We start from the raw sequence: 24,807 nt of genomic DNA on the forward strand, positions 1-24,807 counted from the left end.
GGTTGGCAGGCACCCTAACAATTTCATTCGGTCACTGTGCCCCGATAGGCGTCCGCATCAAGCAACGCCGCCAACCCCTGGTCGAGGGTATCGCCGTCGACCTGCAAGTCCAACAACCACCCCTGACCGTAGGGGTCCGAGTTCACCAGCCCGGGGTTTGCCTCCAGATCGCCGTTGACCGCAATCACTTTGGCGGTGACGGGAGCGTAGAGGTCCGAGACCGACTTCGTCGACTCGACCTCGCCAAACGACTCACCGGCGGTGACAGCGCTGCCGACGTCGGGTAGCTGCACATACACCACGTCGCCCAGCGAGGACTGGGCGAAGTCGGTGATGCCGACGCGCACGGTGTCGCCACCGGTGCGCTGCACCCACTCGTGTTCGGCGGTGTAGTGCAGATCGGCTGGGATTTCGCTCACAGTGCTCCTCGGTGTCGGACGCTCATTTGACGGGCTGAGCGTATTGGCGGGCTTTCGGTTGCCGCAAGGTGGTGATGTCCAGCCGGTCGGATTGCGAGACGGTCATTTGCCCGCCGACTCGCTCGACGCTGTCGACGGCGCCGCCCGGGATGTTCATCGCCGCAGCCAGGGTGGGTGGATCACCAATGGCCAGAACAGAATACGGCGGGCTCAAAGTTTGCGTGTCGATCTCCAGTGCGCCGGGGCTGCCGACTACCCAGCTGTCCACCCCGATCCGCACCGCCCGCTGCCCGGACCGGATCTCCATGGCTTCGGCCCCGGCGGCGCGCAGTTCGTTGATGACATCAAGCATGGTTTCCGGCGCAACGCCGGGTCCGGGATCGTCGATGGTGATGCTCACCCCGGGCCCGGTGGCGCCGACGGTGCCGATCATGATCGATAGCGCGGCCAGCCTGGCCTGGGCGTTCTGGATGGCCGCCTGGTCACTGCTGCCTGCGGTCTGCATCGCGGTAAGAGTTCGCTGTAGCTCGGCCACCTCGGTGTTGAGCGCCGCCTCACGCTGCTGCAGTGAGCCCAGTAGGACCAGGAGATCGGCCGGGCGCGCGGTGTCCAGCGCGTCGCCGGACTCGGTTTGCCGGACTTGGGTGGCGATGCCGATGCCAAGCACCAGACACAGCAACACGCCCAGCACGCCGAACACCAGCTGAGTGCGGCTGCGGGGCCATCGCGCCGGAGGCGGTGTGGGGCCAGGGAGTTCGTGGCGCCCATGCTCGGTCGCCACGTCCTCCCGCGTGTCCTCCCCCGCGTCCTGCCCGGCGCTGTCGGTCACCTCACGCCCCGAACAGCTTGCGCCGCAATGCCGCGGCGTTACCGAAGATGCGGATGCCCAGCACGACGATGATCGCCGTCGACAGCTGGGTGCCCACGCCCAGCTGATCGCCCACGTAGACGATCAGCGCGGCGACGAGCACGTTGAACACGAACGAGACGACGAACACCTTGGGGTCGAAGATCTTCTCCAGGTAGGCCCGCAAACCGCCGAACACGGCGTCCAGCGCGGCGACGACGGCGATCGGCAGGTAGGGCTGGATGACTTCGGGGACGCTGGGATGCAGCACCAGGCCCAGCACGATGCCGACGATGAGTGCGGCGATTCCAATCATGTGTGCCTTCCCAATACCCGGGTCGCTTCGCTCCTGCCCACCGGTCCCAATACCCGGGTCGCTTCGCTCCTGCCCACCGGTCCCCTATGACCCGATCTGCTTGGCAAATTTAATCTCTCGGACTGCGCCGGCGGGCAACGACAGGCCGTCACCGCTGGCCACGCTCACCCCGACACCGTAGGACGCCTCCAGCAGTCGCAGCCGCTGCAGGCCGCTGCTGTGGTCGAAGGTATCCCGCATCCCGTTCGGCGGTCCCACCGCGAGAATCGTGTACGGGCTGCTGATCGGATGATTGTCGACCAGGATGGCGCCACCCGCTTGGCGGATCGTCACGTTGGGCCCCATTCGCACGCCGCCGACCGAGATCGCTTCGGCCCCACTGGCCCACAGCGAGTTCACCACGAGCTGCAGATCGCGATCAAGGATGACTTGGCGGCTGCCGGGCACCCGCTGGTTGGCGACATCGGAGAGGCCCCGCCCCATCCCGGGGTCGGTGACCGTGATGGTCAGACCGGGGCCGATGACGGCGGTGGTGGCCGCGGCCAGACTCAGCGCATCGAGCCGGCTGAGCAGGTCTCGCCCGGTGGTGTCGTCACGCAACTGGCGGCGCTGAATGTCGTCGGCCTGGGTGGCCAGCTCATCGCGGCGGTGAGTGAGCCGGTCGGTGGTGCCCTCAGCGGATCGCACGCTGGCGGCGAGTACCTGTTGGGCTGCGTTGACACCGGGAGCGGTGGTCCGCGCCTGCGCCACCGCGGCGGCAAACACCGCAGCGATCAGCAGGGCGGCCAGCGCCTGCCACCCGCGGGTGGCGATGGGGCGGCGGGAGCGGCCGGTGCGCTCCCGTTCGGCGGCCGCCGCGGCATATCCGGGGTCGAGGTGTTCGGTCAGCAGCGACCGCAGTAGCCCCGGCAGCGGGATCAGCGTCGGCACGCGGTCGGCGCCAGCCGGGTAGGCGTGCAGGCCGTGGCGTTCGCTGCGGCCGGCCAGCGGGTCGTAGCCGCCCAGCGCGCTGTTAGGCGCGGGCATCGCTGACGCCTGCCCTGGGCAACGTGGTCACCACCAGGCGTACCTGCAGCAGATAGAGGACCGCAGACCACAGGTACATGCCGACGCCCCAGATCAGGAATCCCCAGCCGCAGGCGCCGATCACCCGGCTCCACAGGGCATCCCACTGCCCCAGCAGCACCAGGGGGAAGCCCGACATCAGCGCGAACGTCGCTGCCTTACCGATGTAGGTGACCGGAAGCGCGGTCAGCCCGCGGCTGCGCACTATTGGCAGCGTTGCGGCCAGCACGAGGTCACGGCCGATCAGCGTGATCACCAGCCACCACGGCACGACGCCCGCCGCGCCGAGGCCCAGGGGAACGGTGATCATGTAGATCCGGTCGACCAGCGGGTCGAGCAACTCCCCCAGCCGTGACGACTGGTTGGCCACCAGCCGCGCGATCTTGCCATCGGCCCAGTCGGAGAATCCGCTGAACATGAGGATCGCCACCGCGAGTGCGTAAGCGTGGGTGACCAGCAGCAGGTACAGGAATACCGGCACCAGGACGAGCCGGATGACCGACAGGACGTTCGGGATCGTCAGCACCCGATCGCGGCCGTGGCGCGTCATGAGGAGAACCTAACGGAAAACCCCGGGCAGGCTCAGCGCAGACAACGTGTCGTCGTTGAGTGGGTTGTCGTGGACCATGTAGGTCCACGTCGAGGTCGGGCGGGCCAGTTTCGACAGGTCCAGTCCCTGCTCCTCCTCGAGGATGTTGGCGGTCTCGAACGTCTGCTGCGACGCCTCGATCGCGTCGGCGGCCAGATTCGCGAACGCGTCCACGGCCATCCGGTGGAACTCGTCGAGCGGGTTCTGCCGGCCAAGGGCCCGCAGGTGGATACTCTCCCGGATATCGGACAGGTAAGCCAGGTGATCGGCCCAGCCGCGGTCGAGGTGGAACAGCATGATCTGGCGGCAGATCGTCTCCAGCTGCTCCTCGCTGGATTTCTCGGACAGCTCCTCGTAGCGGTCCGGGGACAGGTCCTTGAGCTCGTTGCGGGCCGCCGCCGTGCTCAGCAGGGTGTTGCGGCGCTCGACGATGATCGCGCGCTGCTGGGCGATGAGCTGGTTGTAGCGCCAGGTGTTGGCGTGCACGTCGAGCAGCCTGCCCTCAGCCACCCGCTGGGCGTGGTCGAGCAGGCTGCCGGCCTTGGCGCTGATGATCTTCCCGGCGTCGTCGGCGTCGGTGGGCAGCTTGCCTGAGTCCAGATGCGCGAGGACGACGTCGTCCTCCCAGCTGGCGAAGAACACCGACGAACCGGGGTCGCCTTGGCGCCCGGCCCGGCCACGCAGCTGGTTGTCCAGCCGTTCGGTGAGATGCCGCCCGGTGCCGATGACGTGCAGGCCACCGAGCTCGGCCACCTTCTCTTTTTCGGCGGAATGGTCGGATTCCTCAGATCCACCCAGCCGGATGTCGGTGCCGCGACCGGCCATCTGCGTGGAAACGGTGACCGTGCCGAGCTTGCCGGCCTCCGCGATCACGGTGGCTTCTTCCTCGTCGTTCTTGGCGTTGAGCACGACGGCCGGAACGCCGCGGCGGATCAGCCGCTCGTGCAGTTCCTCGGATTCGGCGACGTCATGGGTGCCCACCAGAATCGGCTGCCCGGTGGCGTGCACCTCGATGATGTGCTCCATGATCGCCTCGATCTTGGCCGCCGCGGTGATGTAGACCCGGTCGGCGGCGTCCTCGCGGACGTTGGGCGCATTCGACGGGATCGGCGAGACGCCCAGCTTGTAGAACTGGCGCAGCTGCTCGCCGGCGGCCAGCGCCGTACCCGTCATCCCGCACACCGTCGGGTAGCGGTTGATCAGCGCCTGCACGGTGATGGTGTCCAGGACCTCGCCGGTCTCGGTGGTCTCGATGCCTTCCTTGGCTTCGACGGCCGCCTGCAGGCCGTCGGGCCAGCGCTGCAGCTGGGCGATCCGGCCGCGTGAGGAGTTGATGAGCTGCACGGCGCCGTCGCGGACGATGTAGTGCACATCGCGCTGCAACAGCACATGCGCGTGCAGGGCCACATTCACCTCGGTCAGCGTGGTGGTGACGTGGTCCTCGGAATACAGGTCGATGCCGCCGAGTGCGGCCTCGAGTTTCTTCGCGCCGTCTTCGGTGAGGTGAACGTTGCGGCTGTCGGCGTCGGTGTCGTAGTCGATACCGGCCGTCAATTCGCCCACCAGACGGACGATTTCGACCTTGGGCGTTTCGCGGTGTGTGGTGCCGGCCAGCACCAGCGGCACCAGCGCCTCATCAACGAGCACCGAGTCGGCCTCGTCGATCAACGCGACGTCGGGGTTGGGTGACACCAGGTCGGCCTCGTCGGTGACCAGCTGGTCGCGCAGTACGTCGAACCCGATCTCGTTGACCGACGCGTAGGTGACGTCGCACTGATAGGCGGCGCGGCGCTCGGCTGCCGTCGACTCGGAGGTAATCCAGCCGACCGTCAGACCCATCGCCTCGATGAGCGGACCCATCCATTCGGCGTCGCGGCGGGCCAGATAGTCGTTGATGGTGACGACGTGGACGTTGCGTCCAGCCAGTGCGTAGCCGGCCGCGGCGATGGCACCCGAAAGGGTCTTGCCCTCGCCGGTGGCCATCTCGACGACATCGCCGGCGAGCATACGCAGAGCTCCGAGTAGCTGTACGTCAAAAGGACGCAGCGAGGTCGTTCGCTCGGCCGCCTCGCGAGCGATGGCCAAGAACTGCGGAACGTCGGCAGAGGCGGCGAGGTCGCCGAGTTCGAGCAGTTTGGCCGCCTTGAGCAGCTGCTCGTCGTCCAGGCCCTTGGCCTTGTCGTCGAACTCCGCCGACGCCGTCACCTCGGCCATCGACTCGGCTTTGGTCTTCTCGGTGCTGGCACCGAGGAGACGCCAGAAGCCCCGGCTGATGCGGCCGGATCCGGCAGCGCTGTTCTTGCGATCTTTCGCCACGGGTCAACGGTACCGTCGGCGCAATAACGGATGTCGACGTGCTCGTCGCCGGTGCCGGCTCATCGGCCCGGAAGCGGATCCGCGCCACTGCGGGACCGGTCCGCGCGCGGTGTTCGTAATCTCGCCGAACGGTATGTTTGCTTAGCCGCTCGTGACTGGCCCGCGCAGGCGGATCTGAAGACGGCGCTGAAGCTCACATTTCGCTAGCCATCTGGTCCGGACTCGCGCCTGCACAGAGTTCCAAGGGTAGGTTCGCCGGGAAGCCACACGGATCGGTTGTCATGCGCGACGCCGCCGCAGGAGGAGAAACGCGTTGGAGAAGTTCAAGCCGTCGATGGACTGGGGACACGAGCTCGTCCCGTCCTTGATCTGGATTTCCAAAGCGTGGACGATCAGCGCCGTCCTGAGCCTCGTTGTGTTGTTCCTGCTGGCGCGCTACACCGTCTGGGGGCGGCAGTACTGGCGGATCACCGGTGACTACTTCAAGGGCCGGCAGAGCGTCCGGGTCTGGATCTGGCTAGCCGTGCTGTTGCTGTCGACCATCATCTCGGTTCGCCTCGACGTGTTGCTCAGCTACTACAGCAACGACCTCTTCACATCGCTGCAGGTGGCCTTCCAGGGTGCGGGCGGTGGCAACGACGAAGTTCGCCAATCCGGTATCCACGGCTTCTGGGCGGCACTGATCCTGTTCGGCATCTTGGCGACCATCTACATCAGCCGCGTGATGCTGGACATCTACCTGATGCAGCGGTTCATCATCCGCTGGCGGGTATGGCTCACCGACCGGCTCACCTGCGACTGGCTCGACGACCACGCTTACTACCGCACCCGCTTCACCGACAGCGATATCGACAACCCCGACCAGCGCATCCAGTACGACATCGATATCTTCACCGCCGGGGTGGGCTCATCCCCGAACCAGCCGATGATCGGCAGTTCCAGCACGCTGCTGTTCGGGGCGATCAACTCGCTGGTGACGGTGGTTTCGTTCACCGTGATCCTGTGGAACCTGTCCGGCCCCCTGACGTTGTTTGGGTTCACCCTGGGCCACGCGCTGTTCTGGGTGGTGCTGATTTACGTGACGTTCGCGACGATCATCGCGTTCTGGATCGGCCACCCGCTGATCAAGCTGAGTTTCCGCAACGAGCTGACCAACGCCGTGTTCCGCTATGCCCTGGTTCGGCTGCGTGACGCCGCCGAGGCCGTTGGCTTCTACCGCGGTGAAGACGTGGAGCGGAGCCTGCTGCGCACCAAGTTTGCCGCGATCATCGCGAACTACCGCAGGTATGTGAACCGTACGATCGCGTTGACCGGCTGGAACCTCTCGATGAGCCAGATCATCAACCCGCTTCCCTTGGTGATCCAGGCGCCGCGGTTGTTCTCCGGCGCGATCGACCTGGGTGACGTCACCCAGTCCTCCAGCGCTTTCGGATCCATCCACGACTCGTTGTCGTTCTTCCGTAACGCCTACGACTCGTTCGCCTCCTACCGTGCGGCGATCATTCGTCTGCACGGGCTGGTCGAGACCAACTCCGAGGCCCGCGAGCTACCCAAGCTGAACACTCTTCCCAGCCACGACGGTTCGGTGGAGCTCCGGCGCGTGGAGGTCCGCACGCCCAGCGGCAAGCAGCTGGTCGACCCGATCGACCTGCGGCTGGAGCCGGGCGAGACGCTGGTGATCACCGGCGCGTCGGGTGCCGGCAAGACGACGCTGCTACGCAGCCTGGCCCAGCTGTGGCCCTACACCTCGGGCACGCTGTGCCGCCCGGACGATCACGACACGATGTTCTTATCGCAGATGCCCTATGTGCCGCTGGGTGATCTGCGCACGGTGGTGTCCTACCCAGCGGCCTCCGGAGATATCAGCGACGACCAGTTGCAGCGGGTGCTGACCAAGGTCGCGTTGTCCCACTTGGCCATCCGGCTCAACGAAGTCCAGGACTGGGCGAAGGTGCTCTCGCCTGGTGAGCAGCAGCGCATCGCGTTCGCCCGAGTGCTGCTGACCCGACCCAAGGCGGTCTTCCTCGATGAGGCCACCTCGGCGCTGGACGAGGGTCTGGAGTTCGCCCTCTACGACCTGGTCCGCGGTGAACTGTCGAACACCATTCTGGTCAGCGTCAGCCACCGCAGCACCGTCGAGCAGCACCACGTCAGGCAACTGGAACTGCTCGGCGATGGGGAATGGCGGCTGAGCCGCATCGAGGGAACCGAGCCCGCGAAGGTGTGACCGCGCAAGCGGCAGTGTTGTTCGCACTGACCAATATCGACGACCTGGTAGTGCTGGCGGTGTTCTTCGGCCGGGCGGGCCGGCATCGGGTGGATCAGCTGCGCGTAGTCGCGGGTCAGTATCTCGGCTTCTGCGCGATCCTCGTTGTATCGGTAGTGGGCGCGCTGGGAGTAAGCCTGCTGCCACGCAACGTCATTCCCTACCTTGGCCTGCTGCCGCTATTCCTCGGTATCCGGGCCGGGTGGCAGGCGTGGCAGGCGCGAGGGGCCGACGGCGCCGACGGCGAACCGCCCCGGCGCGGTCCGCGCGTTCTGGAGGTCGCAACAGTGACCTTCGCCAACGGTGGCGACAACGTCGGGGCTTACGTTCCGGTGTTCGCCGTCGCCGGCGTCGGCAGCATGGCCGGCTATATCGGCACATTCCTCGTCGGCGTGGCGATCTGGTGCGCTGCGGGACAGTACTTCGCCAGCCGCCCGCCCGTCGCCAGGTTGCTATCCCGTTGGGGCCACGTCATTTTGCCCGTGGTCCTCGTCGCGATAGGCCTGGCGATCCTGATCGAAGGCGGAGCTTTCGGTCGTTAGCCGTTCACTGTTGCGGCGGCATGGGTCCCGGCGCGCCGGCCGAAGAAGGAGCCCTCCCCGAGCTGGGTGCCGCTCGCGTAGCCCTTGCCGTCCTGGGCGATGTTGGACGCGCAGGCCCCCGCCGCGTATAGGCCACGGATCACGCTGCCGTCGGCCCGCAATACCTCGCCGTTGACGTCGGTGGCCAGCCCGCCGACGGTGAACCCGGAATACATCGCCTTACCCAGCGTCAAGTCGAAGGCACCCCACGGCCCCTTATCTTGCGGCGCAAGGAATTCCGGCTGCTTGTGGAATTCGGGGTCCTCACCCTTGGCGGCGTGTTCGTTGTAGTTGTTCAGTGTCTCGACGAGGTTGCCCGTCGGGATGCCCAGTGCCGCCTCCATCTCTTCGACCGTCTCCCAGCCGTCGATGAAGGTGATCAGCGGGATCTCCGGGCGCTGCATGTGGGCTTCGTCGACGATCAGATATGCCGCACTGTCGGGCTGGTCCATCACGAAACCCGAAGTGCGCGAATGGTAGCCGTCCTCGGTGACGAACCGCTTGCCGAACTTGTTGACGATGATGCCGGTCAGCAGGATCGACGGCGGGTAGACGGGCGCGGTGATGAACACCTGGTCCATATGCTTGGTGGCCCCGCCGACCGACTCGCCGAGCCGGATGCCCAGGCCGTCGTCGTAGGTGTTGCCGAGCACGAACGGCTTCTCGGCCAGCTTGGGAGTGAATTCGGCGACCATGTCGGGATTCATCACGAACCCGCCCGCGGCGATCACCACGGATTTGGCCCGGATCGACCCCGTCTCGCTGAAGCGTTTCCACGACACCCCGACAACGGCCGAGTCGGCCGAGTGGCCGTCCACGACGAGGTTCGTCGCGCCGGTCTCGTACCGGATCTGCACACCCAGCTCGGCGGCCCGTTTCAACAGCAGGTCGATCACCATTGCCGCGCCCTGGGTGTCCCCTGGCACCGGGACCTTGTGTCCGCGCGGGGCCGGTACCGCCATGTTCTTGTACGGCCACACTTTCTCGTTGCCGGTGAACATCAAGCCTTCGGTATTCGGCTGGATGACAGCCTTTTCCGGGTAGTAGGTGCGCTCGAAGACGACGCCGAGCTCCTCCAGCCAATTGAAGTGCTCGACGCTGCCCTCGCAGTAGGCGCGGATCTTGTCGAACTCGGGTTCACGCGACACCGCGACGAGGTACTTGTACATTTCCTCGACGCTGTCGCTGTGACCGGTCGCCTGCTGCACGGCGGTACCACCGCCGAGGTAGAAGTGCCCGCCCGCCATCGAGGTGGTGCCGCCGGCGACGGCAGCCTTTTCGAGCACCAGAACCCTGGCACCGGCGGCCGCCGCACTCACCGCCGCACACCCGCCGCCGATGCCGAAACCGATCACCACGACATCGACGTCGTCGGACCACTCGGTCACGTCGGCGGCGTCGACGGTCGTGGGGATGTCCAGGCCACTCATTGTTGCTCCTGTTTCACATAGTCGAAAAACGTGCGGATCTCGTCGGGGATATAGGCGATCTCGAGGTAGGGCACCCCAGCCGCGGGAGCGGCCAGGTAGGCGAACTGCATGCCACCAGGCATCTCGCCGCGGGCAACGACCGGAGCCGTCGCCGCGGCTTCGGACAGCGCGGCTTCGAAGGCACCGGCGTCGGCGGCTTCCACGCAGATGTGGTGCAGGCCGGGGCCGTTTTCGTTGAGGAACTCGGTGTAGATGCTCTCGCCGCGGGTCGGCGCGATGAGCTCCAGCTGGGTGTCGCCGGCGTAGCTCAGCGAGATATCGGCGTGGTAGTCGGCGGGCGCACCGCGATGCACGCAGGTGTCGGGACCGAAATGCACATCGGGCATTCGGATCCATTTCCTGGCCCCGAGCAGCGTCGTCAAGGCCGCTTCGGTGGCTTCCAGATCGCGGGTTACCCAGGCGATCTGGACAGGTGTCTGGCTGGTCATCGGTTCGAGGATATCCCCGGCCCGTCAGCCTGGCTAGAACGTGTTCTAGTTCTGTGGCCCAGCGGTCAACAGGTCGATGGCAAGACGGATCTGTTCGTCGAACAACACACCCGCATCGGTGAAGGTGTCCGCGCCGTACTGGCCGAAGACCTCCAGGCTGGTGGCGCCGATGATCAGTGCCCAGACCGCAGTGCAGCGGATCACCAGCGCGTCATCGCCGGGAAAGCCGAACTCATCGCGCACGCGAGCCAGGTCGGCTGACATCGGTTGTGCGACATGATGTTCGGTGAGCGCGATATCTCCGGTGATGACCCCCGAGGCCACCGCGTCGAACAGCATCCCGATCACCCGGGTGCCCGGTCCGGTGGTCAGTTCGGCGGGGGCTCGATAGCCCGGTACTGGAGTGCCGTACAGCAGCGCCCAGTCGGCAGGCTGGTCGATCGCCCACTGCCGCATTGCGTGGGCGATCGTTGCGACATCGGCTCGCCATCCACTGTCGGCGCCCGTCCGAGCCTGCCCGACAGCGTCGGCCAGGTCGGAGTACACGTCGATCAGCAGCAGGGTCAGCAGGGCGTCGCGGCTGGCGACGTAGCGGTAGACCGCAGAGGAGACCATGCCCAGTTCGCGGGCGATCGCGCGCACCGACAGCCCGGCCGCGCCTACGGTGGCCAGTTGCCGACGGCCCAGCTCGATGATCTGCGCCTCGATGCGTTGCCGCGCCTCCTCGCGTTTGCCCATGCGGCGAGTGTCGCACATTCGAGATCACTGCTCTTGCTTTTGCGGCGCTCGACTGGCATCCTCAAAACGAGAGCATTGCTCTCTCAACCTTCGATTGACGGGACGCCACCGATGAACCAGCACTACGACCGGCCGAACGCCACCGCACGCGCCTTCAATGCCGTCATTCGCCGGCTCGCCGAGGCGGGTATCAGCATCGCCGGCACCCGCGCACTGCGGGTGCGTGGCCGCAAGTCCGGCGCCTTGCACAGCGTCGTCGTCAACGTGCTGCGCATCGACGGGACCGACTACCTGGTGTCCCCCCGCGGAAACACCCAGTGGACGCGAAACGCTCGGGCAGCCGGCGCCGTGGAGCTCGGGCCGCGTTGGCGGCACACCCCGGTTGCGCTCACCGAGGTCGCCGACGACGACAAGCCCGCCGTGCTCGAGCGCTATCTAGATCGGTGGTATTGGGAGGTCAAAGGGCACATCGCCGGTCTTACGCCGGAGTCGAGTGCCGACCAGCTGCGCGCGGCCGCCCCGCTGATCCCGGTGTTCGCGCTGGCGCGTTAGTTTGCGCTGACTTCTTGGGCTGCGGCCACGTTGACCACACCAATGCCTTCGCGGACCTGCTGGCTGGTGGCCACCCAGGACACCGCCGCCGGATAGGTGCCCCACGTGCTGTTGAACAGCCCAATGATCACGGCCTTGTTGTTGTCGATCGGCACGTACACCGGTCCGCCGGAGTCACCCTTCTGGCTCACCACGCCGTTCTCCATGGTGAACCAGCCGTTGTTGACCCGCTCGATCGAGCCACAGCTTTCGCCGGTGACGACCCCGAAGTGGCAGACCGGCTGGCCGGCGGCCATCGCCGGAGCGGCTTCGGCGACCAGCTGGCGGCCGCCGGGCAGGATGTTGTTGACCACGACGTCGGCGGCCAGCGTGATCGTCTCGTAATCGGAGATCACCTCGTCGGTGCGCACCACGGCGCCGTCGGGGGTGTTGTCCTGGGACATCGAGACGGTGCCGATGAAACGGCCGTCGCGGTCGGTGACGGGCCCATCAGCCCGGCAATGCCCGGCCGAATAGGCGATCCGCGCCACTGGGTCGACGTAACCGAGCGTGCAGACGTTACTGGCCTGACGGATTTCCATCCCCGGTGACACCACCGCGCCAGGAGTGGCCTGGGCCGCAGGCGTCAAAGTCGCGGACACGGCCAGAACGGCCGCAACGGCAAAGACAACTCTCTGAGGAAAACGCGCCACGGTACACCCCGATCGGTCGGCAACACGTCAAGAACGCGCCGCGAAAGTATCTCGACTGTGTATCGGCATCGATCTCAAATCGTTACCAACAAAGTATGAGATACCGGCGTGTCGCCGCAGGAATCCCGTCAGAGGCGGATAAAAGCCCGTCAGAGACGGTTAAGGGATGGTGACTACCTGCCCGGGCTGGATGAGATCGGGGTTGGCGATGCCGCTGGCGTTCGCGATCTCCGGGTACCGGTTGCCGTCGCCGTAGAAGCGTTCAGCGATCGCCCACAGGGTGTCGCCGGAGACCACGGTGTAGGTCCGGGGTGCGGGCGGAGCCGGTTCCTCGGCGACCACCGGTGCAGCCTCGACCTCCTCTGGTGCCGCCACGGCGACGTCCGCCACGGCCTCCTCGACCGCAGCGGCCGGCGGCGGGGCATCGGTCTCGGTGTGCGACGACCACGCCGGCCCGTCGGCGGCATAGAGGACCAGGTTGCGATCGTCCTGCAGAACCAGCTTGACGTTCGTCTTGCCCTTGGTGTCGGTGTGCCAGACCGGTTTGTCCGAGGTGTACAGCACGAAGTTGCCATCCGTCTGCACTTCGGCGCGGACAACATCCTGACCGTTGGTGCCGGTTGCCCACACCGATTCACCCCGGGCGGCGAGGACGAGATTGCCGTCGTCTTGCAGCGTCAGCGTGTAGGCGCCGTTGTTGGAGGTGAGGGTTTCGCCCCTTCCGAGCTTCTGTCCTTCAGCGAGAGTGTCTCCCATGGCTTTTCCTCCTGTTCGACGTCCTCATTCAGGGCGTGTGAGGCCGAGCCTACTGACGGCGAACAGCGCCGTGGGGAGTTGCGCACAATCGGTGAAAGGGCTTTTCAGCGAACCCGATCCCACCGACCGAGCAGGGCAATCTAGGAGTCGAACCCCAGGCCCAGCCGGTCGAGGGTGCGCAGGAAGATGTTGCGCTTGCCGGCGTGGTGATCGGCCTGGTTGAGGGACCATCGGGTGGCCTGAATACCGATGCTGGCCGCCGGTTCGGGCGGGAACGGCAGCGGTTTACGGTTGACCATTTCCAGCTCGGTGCGCTCGGTGGGATGCCCGTCGAGCAGGTCAAGGCAGACGTCGGCGGCGAACCGGGCCGCACCGACGCCCAGGCCGGTGAATCCGTTGACATAGGCGATCCGCCCGCGTCCGGCCAGCCCCCAATGCGCACAGAACCGGGTGTTGGTATCAATGGCCCCCGCCCAGCGGTGGCCGAACCGGACATCTTCGAGTTGGGGGAAGGTGATGAAGAAGTGGGCGGCCAACCTGCGGTAGGTCTCCGGCCGGTCCTCGTACGTCGGGTTGACGCGACGGCCGAAGTAGTAGACCGCGTCGTAGCCGCCCCAGACGATCCGGTTGTCCGCGGAGAGGCGGTAGTAGTGGAACTGATTGGCGCTGTCGCCGATCCCCTGCCTGGACCGCCATCCGATGCGGTCCAGCTGCTCCGGGGTCAGCGGTTCGGTGGCCAGCACGTAGTCGTACACCGGAATGGTGTGCAGCCGGTTGCGCTTGAGCAGGCTGGGAAAGACGTTGGTCGCCAGCACAACCTGATCAGCCTCGATCACACCTGTGCGGGTGCTCACCGCAACGCCGCTGCGCTCACGGTCCACCGACAGCGCCGAGGTGTGCTCGAAGATCTGCACACCGGCGTCCGTGCAGGCGCGGGCGAGCTCGAACACCAGCCGTGCGGGATGGACAATCGCACAGGTCTCTGCCGCGAACAGGCCGGCCTGATACGTCGGCGAGTCGACCTCGGCGCGAACCGCCGCCTGGTCCAGAAACCGTCCGTCGCCGTCGTCGGCCCCCTCACGCAACCACTGGACCTGATGCGGTTCGGTCGCCACGGTCAGCATCCCGGAGCGCTCCCAGTCGACCGCCATGGCGTACTTCTCGATATCGGCTTGCATGCCGTCGAGGTTGGCCAGGCCGAGCTTCTCCAACTGGTCGAACTCGCTGGGCCAGCGGGATTTACCGTTCTCCGCGCCGTGGGTGATGCTGGCCTCGACGAAGCCGCCGTTGCGTCCCGATGCCGCCCAGCCAACCCGCTCGGCCTCGATCAGCACGACCCGCGCGCCGGGGTTGCGTTCGGTGGCGTGCAGCGCAGTCCACAGGCCGGCATAGCCGCCGCCGACCACCAGCAGGTCACAGCTCAGGCCGCCGGTCAGCCTCGGATACTCGGGCCGGGGGATGTCGAGCCACATCGATCCGAAGGACGCGGACGCCAGCGCCCGGGAGATCAGGTCGGGGTCGACGCGGCGATCGAATACGGTCTGCACCTCAGCATGGTGCCATGGCCTGGCGCGCTACTTGGCGAATCGCGCCAGCAGGGGCCCGACGGTGGCCAACACGAATACGTATGGCGTGGCGATGGATCCGATCGCGGCGACCGACGTGCCGGCCAGCCCGATGATCACCAGGGAGAACTCACCGCGGGCGATCAGCGCCGTCCCGGCGCGCAGCTGGCCAGGCCGGCCGACACCGTCGCGTCGGGCGGCGTACACCCCGGTGGCCACTTTGGTCACCGCCGTGACGGCTGCGAGCAGCGCGGCCACTGGCAGCATCGGCACCAGATCTTTGGGATCGACCGACAACCCGATAGCCAGAAAGAACACCGCGGCGAATAGGTCGCGCAGCGGGGTCAACACGGCGCGGGCCCGTTCGGCGGTCTCCCCCGTCAGCGTCAGCCCGACCAGGAACGCCCCCACCGCCGCCGAGGCGTGCAGATGTTCGGCGGCGGCTGCCACCAGCAGCGTCAGCCCCAGTATGCGCAACAGCATCTGCTCGTCGTCCGGGTGGGCGATCAGCCGGCCGACGTGATGGCCCCAGCGATACGACGCCGCGAACACCGCCACCAGCGCGATCATTGCGGCGCCCATCCACAGCAGCGCCTCCCACCAGGTGCCACCCGCTGCCAGCACCGCGAGCAGCGGCAGGTAGGCCGCCATCCCGAAATCCTCGAGCACCAAAATCGACAACACGGCCGGGGTTTCGCGGTTGCCCAATCGGCGCAGGTCGTTGAGCAGCCGGGCAATCACGCCGGACGAGGAGATGAAGGTGATACCGGCCATCGCCAGGATGCCGACAAAGTTCAGGCCGAGCAGCCAGCCGGCGATGGCGCCCGGGGTGGCGTTGAGGACGAGGTCGACGCCCGCCGACGGCAGGTGCCGCCGCATACTGGCGGCGAACTCGCCAATGGAGAACTCCAGGCCCAAGGTCAATAGCAGCAGGACCACGCCGATCGTTGCGCCGGTGGACACGAACTCCCCCGCCGCCGGGATCGGCGCGATACCGCCGTTGCCGAGCGCCAGGCCAGCGACCAGATACAGCGGAATCGGCGACAGCGCGAACCGGCGGGCCAGCGTTCCCAGGATTGTCAGGACCGTGAAGATGACGCCAAGTTCGAGGAGGAGCGCCGCCGACACAGCCACCAGCGTCAGCCTTGGTCGACGATGCGCCGGACGCCTGCGATGCCGTTTTCGGTGCCGATGACCACCAGGACGTCCTCGGCGTGCAGCACCTGCGCGGGTCCCGGCGAGGCCAGTACTTCCTCGTCCCGCACGATCGCCACGATGGACGCGCCGGTGCGGGTTCGGGCTTTGGTGTCGCCCAGCGGACGGTCGACGAACGGCGAGCTCGCCACGATCTCCACCTGACCGGCGTCCAGGCCCGGCACCTCCTTGGTGAGGTCGGCGAAACGTTCCACCAACCGCGGGGCGCCCAGGATCTGAGCCAGCGCCTCGGCCTCCTCGTCGGTCAGCCGGAATACCGGGCGGGCCTGATCGGGGTCGGCAGCGCCGTAGAGGACGACTTCGAAATCTCCGCTGCGGCGGGCGATCACGCCGATGCGGTTACCGTCGGCGTTGTCGAATTCGTAGCGCAGCCCGACGCCGGGCAGCAGGACTTCTTTGACCTCCATGGGCTCCATCCTCGATGACGGCACCGCTGTTGACTATGCGTTAGCAACCGTAGTGGATTGCGGCGCGACAGTGGGCGTCCAGCCGGGCGGGCCGAAGACGTATCCCAGACGATCGCGCCACCGGGTGGCTGCGCGCACGTCGTGGGCGATCGCCACGTATTCGCGGGTCTGCAGCTTCCAGATGTTGAACGTGTTGACCGGCTTGGTCAGCCCGTAGTGCGGGCGGAACAGTTCAGGTGCAAAGGTGCCGAACAGCCGGTCCCAGAGAATGAAGATGCCGCCGTAGTTCTTGTCCAGATACTCGGGATCCATCCCGTGGTGCACCCGGTGGTGCGACGGTGTGTTGAAGACGAATTCGTATGCCCGGGGCAGCTTGTCGATGTGCTCGGTGTGCACCCAGAACTGGTAGATCAGGCTGATCGAGAAACCGGTGAACACCATCCACGGCGGAACACCCAAGAGTGGCAACGGAATCCAGATGATGATCTCGCCGCTGTTGTTCCATTTCTGGCGTAGCGCGGTCGCGAAGTTGAAATAGCGGCTGGAGTGGTGTGCCTGATGGGTGGCCCAGATCAGCCGCACCCGGTGAGCGATGCGGTGGTAGGCGTAGAACAGGATGTCTACCCCGACGATCGCTATCACCCACGTGTACCACTGCCGCGGCGACAGATGCCAGGGCGCGACGTAGGTGTACAGCGCCGCGTAACCCAGCAGGGCCAAGAACTTCCAGGCGCCCATCGTCGCGATCGACACCAGCCCCATGGAGATCGAGTTCCAGGAGTCGCGGGTGAGGTAGGCGCCCGATGCGGGACGGTCCGACTCGTCGGTCAACCGCTCGAGCTTGCGGGCGGCGGTCCATTCGATGATCAACAGCAGCAGGAAGAACGGGATCGCGAACAGCACCGGGTCCCGCATCGGCTGCGGGAGAACGGACAACCTTTCTCCGATTCGATCCATGCCTGCTTCCTCCGATGTCGCCGGCCCAGCGGCCTCCCAGCCGGGAGTCTAACGCGATCTGTCCGCGTTGTTAGACACGTTGTCAGGAAGCCGCATCAGCGGAAGCTGAGCACCTCATCGCCCCAGGCCAGCCGGATCTGGCGGTCCAGGTCGTCGACGACGCGGTCGTCCCGATCGATGACCAGGGTGGCGCGATCGTCGCTGCGGTAGGGCGCCCACTGCGGTTGCCCCATCGGCACGTTGGGATCGCCGGTCGCCGCGAACGTGGTCCACCGGGTACGCATGCGTTCCGACAGTGCCTCGCCGGTTTTCAGGCCGCCGAGTTTGAAGGTGACGTCGCGAGCCCCGGAGACCAGGTTGCCCCACACGTAGATCAGCTCGGTGGCGTGCGCGGCACCGAGCCGGATCGCCTTGAAAATCGGTGTTGCCCAGTCGAATCGGTATAGATACACCGGGGCGGTGGCCCCATGCCCCTCGGCGAACCACACCGTGGGCATCCGGAAGCCCATGTCGCTGGCCACCCCGAGGCTGCGGGCGCGGGCCCGCCGGGCCGGGTAGGCCATACCGATCTGCTCGGCGGTGGGCAGCTGCAGACCCGGCTGGTCGTCGGCGATCTCGTTGAACATCGTGCGAATTGCTTTGGGCGCGATAGGCATCAACGGTGAGCGCATGAACCGGAACAGCGCGGCCTCGTCCTTGTTGGTGCCGATCAACAACGGCACCGGGTGCGTTTTCCCGGCGCGGGCCAGCGTCACCGGATAATCCGGAACGAGGTCCCCGTCGACGGTCGGGGCGAACGCCAGCCGTCCCGGCGTGGCGGTCGGGACGTGGTCGAACACCTCCATGGAGGCGTCGACCAGGGCCTGTACTGGCGCCCGGTGTGCCTCGGCGGCGGTCATTCCGAGCCGGTCCAGCAGCAGCTGCGCCACCGCGTCGGCCCGGCTGCTGTCATAGATCGACGTGGCCGGCGAACTCTGGGCGATGGCCCGGGAGAACAGCCCCGCAGCCTGCGGCACGGCCAGCAGGGTGGTGACGATCCCGGCGCCTGCGGATTCGCCGAACAGCGTCACCCGGTCCGGATCGCCGCCGAAGCCGGCGATGTTGTCCTGCACCCAGCGCAGCGCGGCGAGCACGTCGCGCAGTGCGATATTGCTGTCGAAACCGGCCGATGAGAGGTCGATGAAGCCCAGCGCGCCGAGCCGGTAGTTGATGGTCACGACGACGACATCGGAGCCGTCGGCCAGCACTGTGCCGTCGTAGAGCGGCTGGCTGCCGGAGCCGAAGATGTAGGCCCCGCCGTGCACCCACACCATCACCGGCTTGGGATCAGCGGAATCGATCCCTGATGGCGCCCACACGTTGAGGAACAGGCAGTCCTCGTCGGCGCGGGTGCCAAGGCCCATCGGGATGGGACTGCGCGGCTGAGGGCTCACCGGCCCGAATTCCGTCGCATCCATGACCTCGGCCGACGGCTGTGGGGGCACCGGCGCACGCCAGCGCAGTTCCCCGACGGGCGCGGCGGCGTAACGGATGCCCTTCCACGTCGTGACCCGCCCGTCGTCGGTGCCGCGGACCGGGCCGTAGCTGGTCGCGACGACCGGCCGGTCGACGACCCGCCGGATGTTGGCTTCCGTTGTCATCCCGCCCACGTTACCGACGGGTAACGGTCGCTGCCCCGTCGCCCTGCTCACCGCGGGCACCGCGTATGGCGGCGACCACAATCCCCCGCCCGGCTATCCTGACCAGGCTGCTAGCCGATGGAGGTGCCGAGCGTGCGGAAGTGGGCGCTGCTCCTGGCCGCCATCTGCGTCGAGGTCACCGGGACGTTGTCGCTGCGTGCATCCCAGGACCAGCGCGCCTGGCTGGTGGTCGTGGTGGTCGGCTATCTCGCCTCGTTCTACTTCCTCGCGCTGGTGCTGCGGGCCGGCATGCCGGTCGGCGTGGCCTACGGCGTCTGGGGTGCGGTGGGAACCGCGGCGACGGCGGCGCTGGCCGCCGTGATCTTCGGTGACCCGTTCACCACCCCGATCATCGCGGGTATCGGGCTGATCATCGCCGGGGTGCTCTTGGTGGAGCTCGGTTCGCGGCACCAGGAGACGCCGCCGTGATGTGGCTGACGCTGGCGGGGGCCATCCTTATCGAGGTGTGCGCGACCCTGTCGTTGCGCGCTTCGGACGGCTTCCGCAAGAAGATCTGGATCGCGCCGATGGCGATCGGCTATCTGGTGTCGTTCACGTTGCTGTCGGTCACGCTGTCGCTGGGCATGCCGGTCGGCGTCGCCTACGGGGTGTGGTCGGCGGCCGGTGTGGCGCTGATCGCTGTGATCGCGCGGGCGCTGTTCAACGAGCCGCTGACCCCGCTGATGGTGGCGGGCATCGGGCTGATCATCGCCGGAGTGCTCACGATTGAGCTGACGGGTTCCGTGGGCTGAGTGCCCAGCCCAGCGCCACCGCCGCCAGCCCGGCCGCGACAACGCTGAGCAGCCCCACCCGCAGTGACACCGCATCGGCGATCGCGCCAACGACGATCGGTGAGCCAAGGAACCCGACCCGCATGAGCCAGGTCAGCACCGTCAATCCGGTGCCGGAGCGCAGACCCGGCAGCTCGTCTGCGGCGTGCATCGCGCCAGGCACCAGTGTGGCTGAACCGAATCCGGCGGCGGCGAAGCCGGCGATGGTGCCGGGCACGCTCGGGAATGCCAGCGCGGCCGCCATGCCCAGCGCGACGATCACGCCGCCGGCCCGGGCCACCGCTGCCTGCCCCCACCGGTCGACCATCCGATCACCGAACGTCCGGCCGATGAGCTGGCAGCCGACCATGGCAACGTATCCGAGCGCGGCGATCGCGGCCGGCGCCGACAGCGAGTCGTGCAGGTACAGCGTGGCCCACGAGCTACCCCCGTCCTCGACGACGGCGCCGGCGATCGCGATGGTCACCAGGGCGGCCAGCACGAGGTAAATGGGGCGGCCCGACCGGGCGGTCGCCTGGGCCTGGTGCTGGTGAGCAGGCTCGTCATGGTCGGGACCGGGCAGCAGGAAGCGGTAGCTGATCAGGCAGACCGCGCAGAGCAGCAGACCGGACGCGGACAGCTGTACCGCCCGGGGAACGCCGAGATAGATTGTGCCCGCGCCGATCAGGCCGCCCAGGACTGCGCCCGACGACCAGACCGCGTGCAGTGAGTTGATGATCGACCGCCCGTAGCCGCGTTGAAGCCGCAACCCGTGCATGTTCTGGGCGACATCGGTCACCGAATCGGCGGCGCCGGCGCAGAACAACGCCGCGGCCAGCATCGCGCCGCTGGGCGCCAACCCGGCAGCGAAGACGAACACCGCGATCAGCACGCTCCCGACGACCGCCACGACCGCGGAGCGGTAGCGACGGATCAGTGCGGCCGCGGTGGGACCGGTCAGCAGCGCACCCGCCGAGAACGCGGCCACCGACAGACCGAAAGCCGTATTGGACAACCCGAGGTCCGCCTTGATCTCGGGATAACGCGGCAGCAGATTGGCGAACAGCGCGCCGTTGGTCAAGAACAGCGCCGCCGTCGCGACCCGGGCTCGGCGGTTGCGCACGTCGAGTTCGGGGGTGCCCACGTGAGGCGAGGTTACGGGTAACCAAGCAAGATGGCAGCCATGACTGATTCGTCGCTGTCCGAACTGGCCCACCGGTTCGGCGTGGCCACCGAATATCACGACTGGACGGGACGGCTCGAGACGGTCGACGAGGCCACCCTGGTGGCGGTGCTGGCCGCGCTCGGCGTCGAAGCCGGAACCGAAGAGTGCCGTGCAGCGGCACTTTCGGCCGAGAACAACCGGTACTGGTCGCGGTCACTGCCGCCGACGATCATTGGCCGTGCGGCCAGCGAGACGTCATTCTGGGTTCATGTCAGCCACGGCGATCCGGCGCACGTCTGGGTTCGCCTCGAGGACGGCACGGTCCGTACCGGGGTGCGCCAGGCTGACAACTGGACGCCGCCGTTCGATCTGAACGGCAGGCTGGTGGGCGAGGCGACGTTCGTGTTGCCGGCGGATCTGCCGCTGGGCTATCACCGGGTCCACCTGCGCTCCGGCGGTCAGGAGTCGAGCACGCCGCTGATCATCACCCCAGCCTGGCTGGGGCTGCCGACGCGGCTCGGAGCACGCCGCACCTGGGGGCTGGCCACCCAGCTCTACAGTGTGCGCTCGAAGAACTCATGGGGTGTCGGGGATCTCGGCGATCTCGCCGATCTGGCGGTGTGGGCCGGGGCGCGCCACGGCGCCGGGTACGTCCTTGTCAACCCGTTGCAGGCGTCGGCGCCCACCGAACCGATGGAGCCCTCCCCCTACCTGCCGTCGTCGCGGCGATTCACCAACGCGCTGTACCTGCGGGTTGAGAACGTCCCCGAATTCGCCTTTCTGCCCAAACGCGGCCGGGTATGGAAACTGCGCGCCGCGATCCAGGGACGCGCTCGCAAAGTCGACACCATCGACCGCGACGCCGCATGGGCAGCCAAACGCGTTGCGCTGAAGGCGATTTACCGGGTTCCCCGGTCGGCGGGCCGCCAGCTGGCGTTCGAAGCGTTCAAGGAGCGGGAAGGACGCGCCCTCGACGACTTCGCCACCTGGTCGGCGCTGGCCGAGAAGTACGGCAGCAACTGGCATGAGTGGCCGAAATCGCTGCGGCACCCTGCTGGCCCCGAGGTGCTCGCGTTCGCCGAGCGGCACAGCGCGAGCGTCGATTTCCACCGGTGGCTGCAGTGGCAGCTCGATGATCAACTCGCCGTCACCCAGTCCCAGGCGGTCCGCACCGGGATGGCGTTGGGCATTATGCACGATCTGGCCGTCGGTGTGCATCCCGACGGCGCCGATGCCTGGGCACTTCAAGACGTACTGGCGCTGGGGGTGGCCGCGGGTGCGCCGCCCGACGAGTTCAATCAGCTGGGCCAGAACTGGTCACAACCGCCCTGGCGCCCCGATCAGCTCGAAGAGCTTGGCTACCAACCATTCCGGGCATTGATCCAGACGATCCTGCGGCACGCGGGCGGGGTGCGCATCGACCACATCATCGGGCTGTTCCGGCTGTGGTGGATTCCCGCGGGTGCAGCGCCGACCAAGGGCACCTACGTCCGCTACAACCACGACGCGATGATCGGCATCGTCGCGTTGGAGGCCTACCGGGCCGGTGCTGTCGTCGTCGGCGAGGACCTTGGCACGGTGGAGCCGTGGGTGCGTGACTATCTACGCGCGCGCGGGATCTTGGGCACGTCGATCCTGTGGTTCGAACGGGACAACGATGGTGACCGTGGTCCGCTGCGAGCCGAGCGGTGGCGCGAACTGTGTCTGTCCTCGGTGACCACCCACGACTTGCCGCCGACGCCCGGCTATCTGGCCGGCGAACATGTGCGGTTGCGCGACGAGCTGGGCCTGCTCACCCGGCCCGCCGAGGACGAACTGGCCGACGACCGGACCGAGCAGGCGGCGTGGATGGCCGAACTGCGCCGGGTCGGTCTGCTCGGCTCCGATCCCGACGAGGAGCAGGTGATCCTGGCCCTCCACCGGTATCTGGCCCGCACCCCGTCCCGGCTGTTGGCGCTGGCACTGACCGACGCCGTCGGCGACCGGCGCACCCAGAACCAGCCGGGCACCACCAACGAGTACCCGAATTGGCGAGTCCCGCTGACCGGGCCGGACGGCGCACCGATGCTGCTGGAGGATGTGCTGACCGACCCGCGGGCACAGACACTGGCTGCCGCGCTGCACGCTGCCACCCTCGCGCGCCAGGAATAGCGATGCCGAAATTCAGTGCGGGCGTGCTGTTGCACCGGGTAACCGATGGGGTCGCTGAGGTACTGATCGGTCACCCGGGCGGACCATTCTGGGCGCGCAAGGACGACGGCGCGTGGTCGATCCCGAAGGGCGAGCACGAGCCCGACGAGGACCCGTGGGCGGCCGCGCAACGCGAGTTCGCCGAAGAACTGGGTTGCGCTGTCCCCGAAGGTCCCCGGATCGCGTTCGATGCGGTCAAGCAGCCGAGCGGCAAGGTGCTGACGGTGTTCGCCGTCAACGCCGACCTGGACGTGGCCGATGCGCACAGCAACACCTTCACGCTGGAATGGCCGAAGGGGTCGGGACGGCTGCAGGAGTTTCCCGAGCTGGATCGGGTGGCGTGGTTCGCGGTGGCGCAGGCACGGCGGAAGCTGCTCAAAGGACACGTGGTGTTCCTGGATCTGTTGATGGCTCATCAGTCGGGACTCGGTGAAGGCGATCCGGGCCCGGAGGGTTAGCCTCACGCAATGATGATCGGTGTCGTCGCTCCCATCGCGGCCGGGGTCACCGCCGATCCCGTCTGGATGGGTGAATTCGCCCGCCACCTCGAGGCCTGCGGCTTCGAGTCGATCATCATGGCCGAGCACACCGTGCTGGTGACGCAGTACGCCAGCGTGTATCCCTACGATCCGTCCGGCCGGGTCGAGGTGGCCCCGGAGTGTCCGGTGCCCGATCCGCTGGAGCTGTTGGCATTTCTGGCCGGCCAGACCACGACGTTGGGGCTGGCCACCGGTGTCCTCGTGTTGCCCAACCACCATCCGGTGATGCTGGCCAAACGGGCCGCCACCGTCGACGTGCTCTCCGGCGGCCGGCTGCGGTTGTGTGTCGGGGTGGGGTGGCTGCAGGAGGAGATCGAAGCCTGCGGAGCCGATTTCGATACCCGGGGCCGGCGCGCCGACGAGCAGATTCAGGTGCTGCGGGCGCTCTGGGCCGACCATCCCGATGGGGTCAGCCATCACGGCGAGTTCTACGATTTCGCCAACGCGATGTCGTACCCCAAACCGGTTGCCAGTCAAGGTGTTCCGATTCATATCGGCGGGCATAGCCGGCTGGCGGCGCGCCGGGCAGGACGGTTGGGTGACGGATTCCAGCCGCTCGGGGTCGCCGGCGGCGAGCTGACGACGTTGGTCGAGGTCATGCGGGTGGCGGCCGAGGACGCTGGACGCGATCCGGATTCGCTCGAGCTGTCGTTGGGCCATCTCGTCACCAAGGTCGACGCCGACCGCGCTGGACGGCTGGCCGAGGTGGGGGCTGACCGGCTGGTGCTGGGGATGCCGCCGGTCACCGATATCAACGAGGCCAAGGACATCGCGTCAGCGTGCGCGCAGCGGCTCGGCATGCGGCCGTGAGTCTTTCGGTGGCGGATCGGTTGGCGCTGTCAGAGCTGGTGCATCGCTATGCCGCTGCCGTCGACGATCAGGATGTCGAGACGGTGCTCGGATTGTTCCGCGGTGACGGGGAATTGGTCCTGCCCGATCCGCCGGACGTGCTGACACCGGTGCGCCGCCATCATGGTCCGGACACTATCGGGGCCGCGTTGGCCGCGGCGACCAACGTCGGGCGTACGCATCACGCCATCGATTCCGAGGTCTATACCGTGGACTCGAATCCCGATCTGGCACTTGGGCGTATCGCGGCGACCGCGCATCATTGGAGCCGCCGTGACGAGGGCATCGTCGACCTGGTCTGGTATCTGCGCTACGACGACGAGTACGCGCGGGGCGAGTCGGGTTGGCTTGTGGCGCGGCGCGCCCTGACGATCAACGCGATCGAGACGCGGCCGACCCGCCGCCTGCGCTGATTC

Annotated in this window: 26 protein-coding genes; 9 read left to right on the forward strand and 17 right to left on the reverse strand. The window is 67.2% G+C overall.

Translation table 11 applies throughout. The annotated features are described in order from the left end of the window. Nucleotides 1-23: 23 nt before the first annotated feature. The 6 genes from gcvH to secA2 form a co-directional block, all read right to left on the reverse strand. Nucleotides 24-419 (reverse strand): glycine cleavage system protein GcvH, encoded by a 396-nt coding sequence (gcvH, locus tag G6N38_RS26680; protein ID WP_163751125.1) that lies wholly within the window; start codon nt 417-419, stop codon nt 24-26. A gap of 22 nt (nt 420-441) precedes the next feature. Continuing rightward, entirely contained in the window at nt 442-1,248 is an 807-nt protein-coding gene (locus G6N38_RS26685) for a DUF881 domain-containing protein (protein ID WP_322790547.1), read from the reverse strand. A 1-nt stretch (nt 1,249) separates the two neighbouring features. Continuing rightward, nucleotides 1,250-1,582: a small basic family protein gene (locus G6N38_RS26690; protein WP_133692955.1), complete on the reverse strand. Its 333-nt coding sequence runs from the start codon at nt 1,580-1,582 to the stop codon at nt 1,250-1,252. 84 nt (nt 1,583-1,666) lie between these two features. After that, nucleotides 1,667-2,608: a DUF881 domain-containing protein gene (locus G6N38_RS26695; protein ID WP_163751126.1), complete on the reverse strand. Its 942-nt coding sequence runs from the start codon at nt 2,606-2,608 to the stop codon at nt 1,667-1,669. Next, complete coding sequence (locus G6N38_RS26700) at nt 2,595-3,197, reverse strand: CDP-alcohol phosphatidyltransferase family protein (RefSeq protein ID WP_163751127.1); 603 nt, start codon at nt 3,195-3,197, stop codon at nt 2,595-2,597. The genes G6N38_RS26695 and G6N38_RS26700 overlap by 14 nt, the downstream gene beginning before the upstream one ends. Nucleotides 3,198-3,206: 9 nt before the next feature. Next, nucleotides 3,207-5,552 (reverse strand): accessory Sec system translocase SecA2, encoded by a 2,346-nt coding sequence (secA2, locus tag G6N38_RS26705; RefSeq protein ID WP_163751128.1) that lies wholly within the window; start codon nt 5,550-5,552, stop codon nt 3,207-3,209. A gap of 334 nt (nt 5,553-5,886) precedes the next feature. Here secA2 and G6N38_RS26710 point away from each other — a divergent pair, with 334 nt between their 5' ends. Continuing rightward, complete coding sequence (locus tag G6N38_RS26710; protein WP_163752446.1) at nt 5,887-7,779, forward strand: ABC transporter ATP-binding protein/permease; 1,893 nt, start codon at nt 5,887-5,889, stop codon at nt 7,777-7,779. Continuing rightward, complete coding sequence (locus G6N38_RS26715) at nt 7,776-8,360, forward strand: cadmium resistance transporter (RefSeq protein ID WP_246227453.1); 585 nt, start codon at nt 7,776-7,778, stop codon at nt 8,358-8,360. Before G6N38_RS26710 ends, G6N38_RS26715 begins: the two co-directional genes overlap by 4 nt. Here the strand turns inward: G6N38_RS26715 and G6N38_RS26720 are convergent. Genes G6N38_RS26720 through G6N38_RS26730 form a run of 3 tightly spaced genes read right to left on the reverse strand, consistent with a single transcriptional unit; the run spans nt 8,357 to nt 11,055 of the window. Further along, nucleotides 8,357-9,829: an FAD-binding protein gene (locus tag G6N38_RS26720; RefSeq protein ID WP_163751129.1), complete on the reverse strand. Its 1,473-nt coding sequence runs from the start codon at nt 9,827-9,829 to the stop codon at nt 8,357-8,359. The genes G6N38_RS26715 and G6N38_RS26720 overlap by 4 nt on opposite strands. Then, complete coding sequence (locus tag G6N38_RS26725; protein WP_163751130.1) at nt 9,826-10,317, reverse strand: VOC family protein; 492 nt, start codon at nt 10,315-10,317, stop codon at nt 9,826-9,828. Before G6N38_RS26725 ends, G6N38_RS26720 begins: the two co-directional genes overlap by 4 nt. A 45-nt stretch (nt 10,318-10,362) precedes the next feature. Then, the gene (locus G6N38_RS26730; protein ID WP_163751131.1) at nt 10,363-11,055 is read right to left on the reverse strand and encodes a TetR/AcrR family transcriptional regulator; all 693 of its coding nucleotides are present in this window, start codon (nt 11,053-11,055) and stop codon (nt 10,363-10,365) included. A 111-nt stretch (nt 11,056-11,166) separates the two neighbouring features. Between G6N38_RS26730 and G6N38_RS26735 the strand changes: the two genes are divergently transcribed. Then, on the forward strand, nt 11,167-11,607 hold the full coding sequence (locus G6N38_RS26735; RefSeq protein WP_163751132.1) for a nitroreductase/quinone reductase family protein: 441 nt from the start codon (nt 11,167-11,169) through the stop codon (nt 11,605-11,607). On the opposite strand, the gene G6N38_RS26740 is transcribed toward G6N38_RS26735, so the two are convergent. The 7 genes from G6N38_RS26740 to G6N38_RS26770 form a co-directional block, all read right to left on the reverse strand. Continuing rightward, entirely contained in the window at nt 11,604-12,254 is a 651-nt protein-coding gene (locus tag G6N38_RS26740; RefSeq protein WP_407663022.1) for an Rv1815 family serine proteinase, read from the reverse strand. The genes G6N38_RS26735 and G6N38_RS26740 overlap by 4 nt on opposite strands. A gap of 204 nt (nt 12,255-12,458) precedes the next feature. After that, nucleotides 12,459-13,055, reverse strand: coding sequence for a LysM peptidoglycan-binding domain-containing protein (locus G6N38_RS26745; RefSeq protein ID WP_163751134.1), 597 nt, complete (start codon nt 13,053-13,055; stop codon nt 12,459-12,461). 140 nt (nt 13,056-13,195) lie between these two features. Further along, the gene (locus G6N38_RS26750; protein ID WP_163751135.1) at nt 13,196-14,602 is read right to left on the reverse strand and encodes an NAD(P)/FAD-dependent oxidoreductase; all 1,407 of its coding nucleotides are present in this window, start codon (nt 14,600-14,602) and stop codon (nt 13,196-13,198) included. Between the two features lie 27 nt (nt 14,603-14,629). Further along, nucleotides 14,630-15,754: a cation:proton antiporter gene (locus G6N38_RS26755; protein ID WP_163751136.1), complete on the reverse strand. Its 1,125-nt coding sequence runs from the start codon at nt 15,752-15,754 to the stop codon at nt 14,630-14,632. Between the two features lie 5 nt (nt 15,755-15,759). Then, nucleotides 15,760-16,242 carry a cation:proton antiporter regulatory subunit gene (locus G6N38_RS26760; protein WP_163751137.1) on the reverse strand — a complete coding sequence of 161 codons (483 nt, stop codon included), beginning with the start codon at nt 16,240-16,242 and terminating at the stop codon, nt 15,760-15,762. A 33-nt stretch (nt 16,243-16,275) separates the two neighbouring features. Then, a complete protein-coding gene (locus G6N38_RS26765) occupies nt 16,276-17,199 on the reverse strand; it encodes a sterol desaturase family protein (protein WP_163751138.1) in 924 nt (307 codons plus the stop codon). Nucleotides 17,200-17,294: 95 nt separating this feature from the next. After that, nucleotides 17,295-18,839, reverse strand: a complete 1,545-nt coding sequence (locus G6N38_RS26770) for a carboxylesterase/lipase family protein (RefSeq protein ID WP_163751139.1) — start codon at nt 18,837-18,839, stop codon at nt 17,295-17,297. A gap of 132 nt (nt 18,840-18,971) precedes the next feature. On the opposite strand from G6N38_RS26770, the gene G6N38_RS26775 reads away from it, so the two are divergent. Together G6N38_RS26775 and G6N38_RS26780 are read left to right on the forward strand one after the other, a co-directional pair. Continuing rightward, on the forward strand, nt 18,972-19,307 hold the full coding sequence (locus tag G6N38_RS26775) for a DMT family transporter (protein ID WP_163752450.1): 336 nt from the start codon (nt 18,972-18,974) through the stop codon (nt 19,305-19,307). Further along, nucleotides 19,307-19,630 (forward strand): DMT family transporter, encoded by a 324-nt coding sequence (locus tag G6N38_RS26780; RefSeq protein ID WP_163752453.1) that lies wholly within the window; start codon nt 19,307-19,309, stop codon nt 19,628-19,630. Before G6N38_RS26775 ends, G6N38_RS26780 begins: the two co-directional genes overlap by 1 nt. Here G6N38_RS26780 and G6N38_RS26785 read toward each other — a convergent pair. Beyond that, complete coding sequence (locus tag G6N38_RS26785; protein WP_163751140.1) at nt 19,599-20,792, reverse strand: MFS transporter; 1,194 nt, start codon at nt 20,790-20,792, stop codon at nt 19,599-19,601. The two genes, G6N38_RS26780 and G6N38_RS26785, sit on opposite strands and share 32 nt — an antisense overlap. 30 nt (nt 20,793-20,822) lie before the next feature. Here G6N38_RS26785 and malQ point away from each other — a divergent pair, with 30 nt between their 5' ends. Genes malQ through G6N38_RS26805 form a run of 4 tightly spaced genes read left to right on the forward strand, consistent with a single transcriptional unit; the run spans nt 20,823 to nt 24,804 of the window. Beyond that, nucleotides 20,823-22,964, forward strand: coding sequence for a 4-alpha-glucanotransferase (malQ, locus tag G6N38_RS26790; RefSeq protein WP_407662830.1), 2,142 nt, complete (start codon nt 20,823-20,825; stop codon nt 22,962-22,964). Between the two features lie 2 nt (nt 22,965-22,966). Beyond that, a complete protein-coding gene (locus G6N38_RS26795; protein ID WP_163751142.1) occupies nt 22,967-23,461 on the forward strand; it encodes an NUDIX hydrolase in 495 nt (164 codons plus the stop codon). A 9-nt stretch (nt 23,462-23,470) separates the two neighbouring features. Next, on the forward strand, nt 23,471-24,352 hold the full coding sequence (locus G6N38_RS26800) for an LLM class F420-dependent oxidoreductase (protein WP_163751143.1): 882 nt from the start codon (nt 23,471-23,473) through the stop codon (nt 24,350-24,352). Next, nucleotides 24,349-24,804, forward strand: a complete 456-nt coding sequence (locus G6N38_RS26805; RefSeq protein ID WP_163751144.1) for a nuclear transport factor 2 family protein — start codon at nt 24,349-24,351, stop codon at nt 24,802-24,804. Before G6N38_RS26800 ends, G6N38_RS26805 begins: the two co-directional genes overlap by 4 nt. The last annotated feature ends 3 nt before the right edge of the window (nt 24,805-24,807 follow it).

The sequence above is a fragment of the Mycolicibacterium helvum genome (genome assembly GCF_010731895.1).
GTDB lineage: Bacteria > Actinomycetota > Actinomycetes > Mycobacteriales > Mycobacteriaceae > Mycobacterium > Mycobacterium helvum.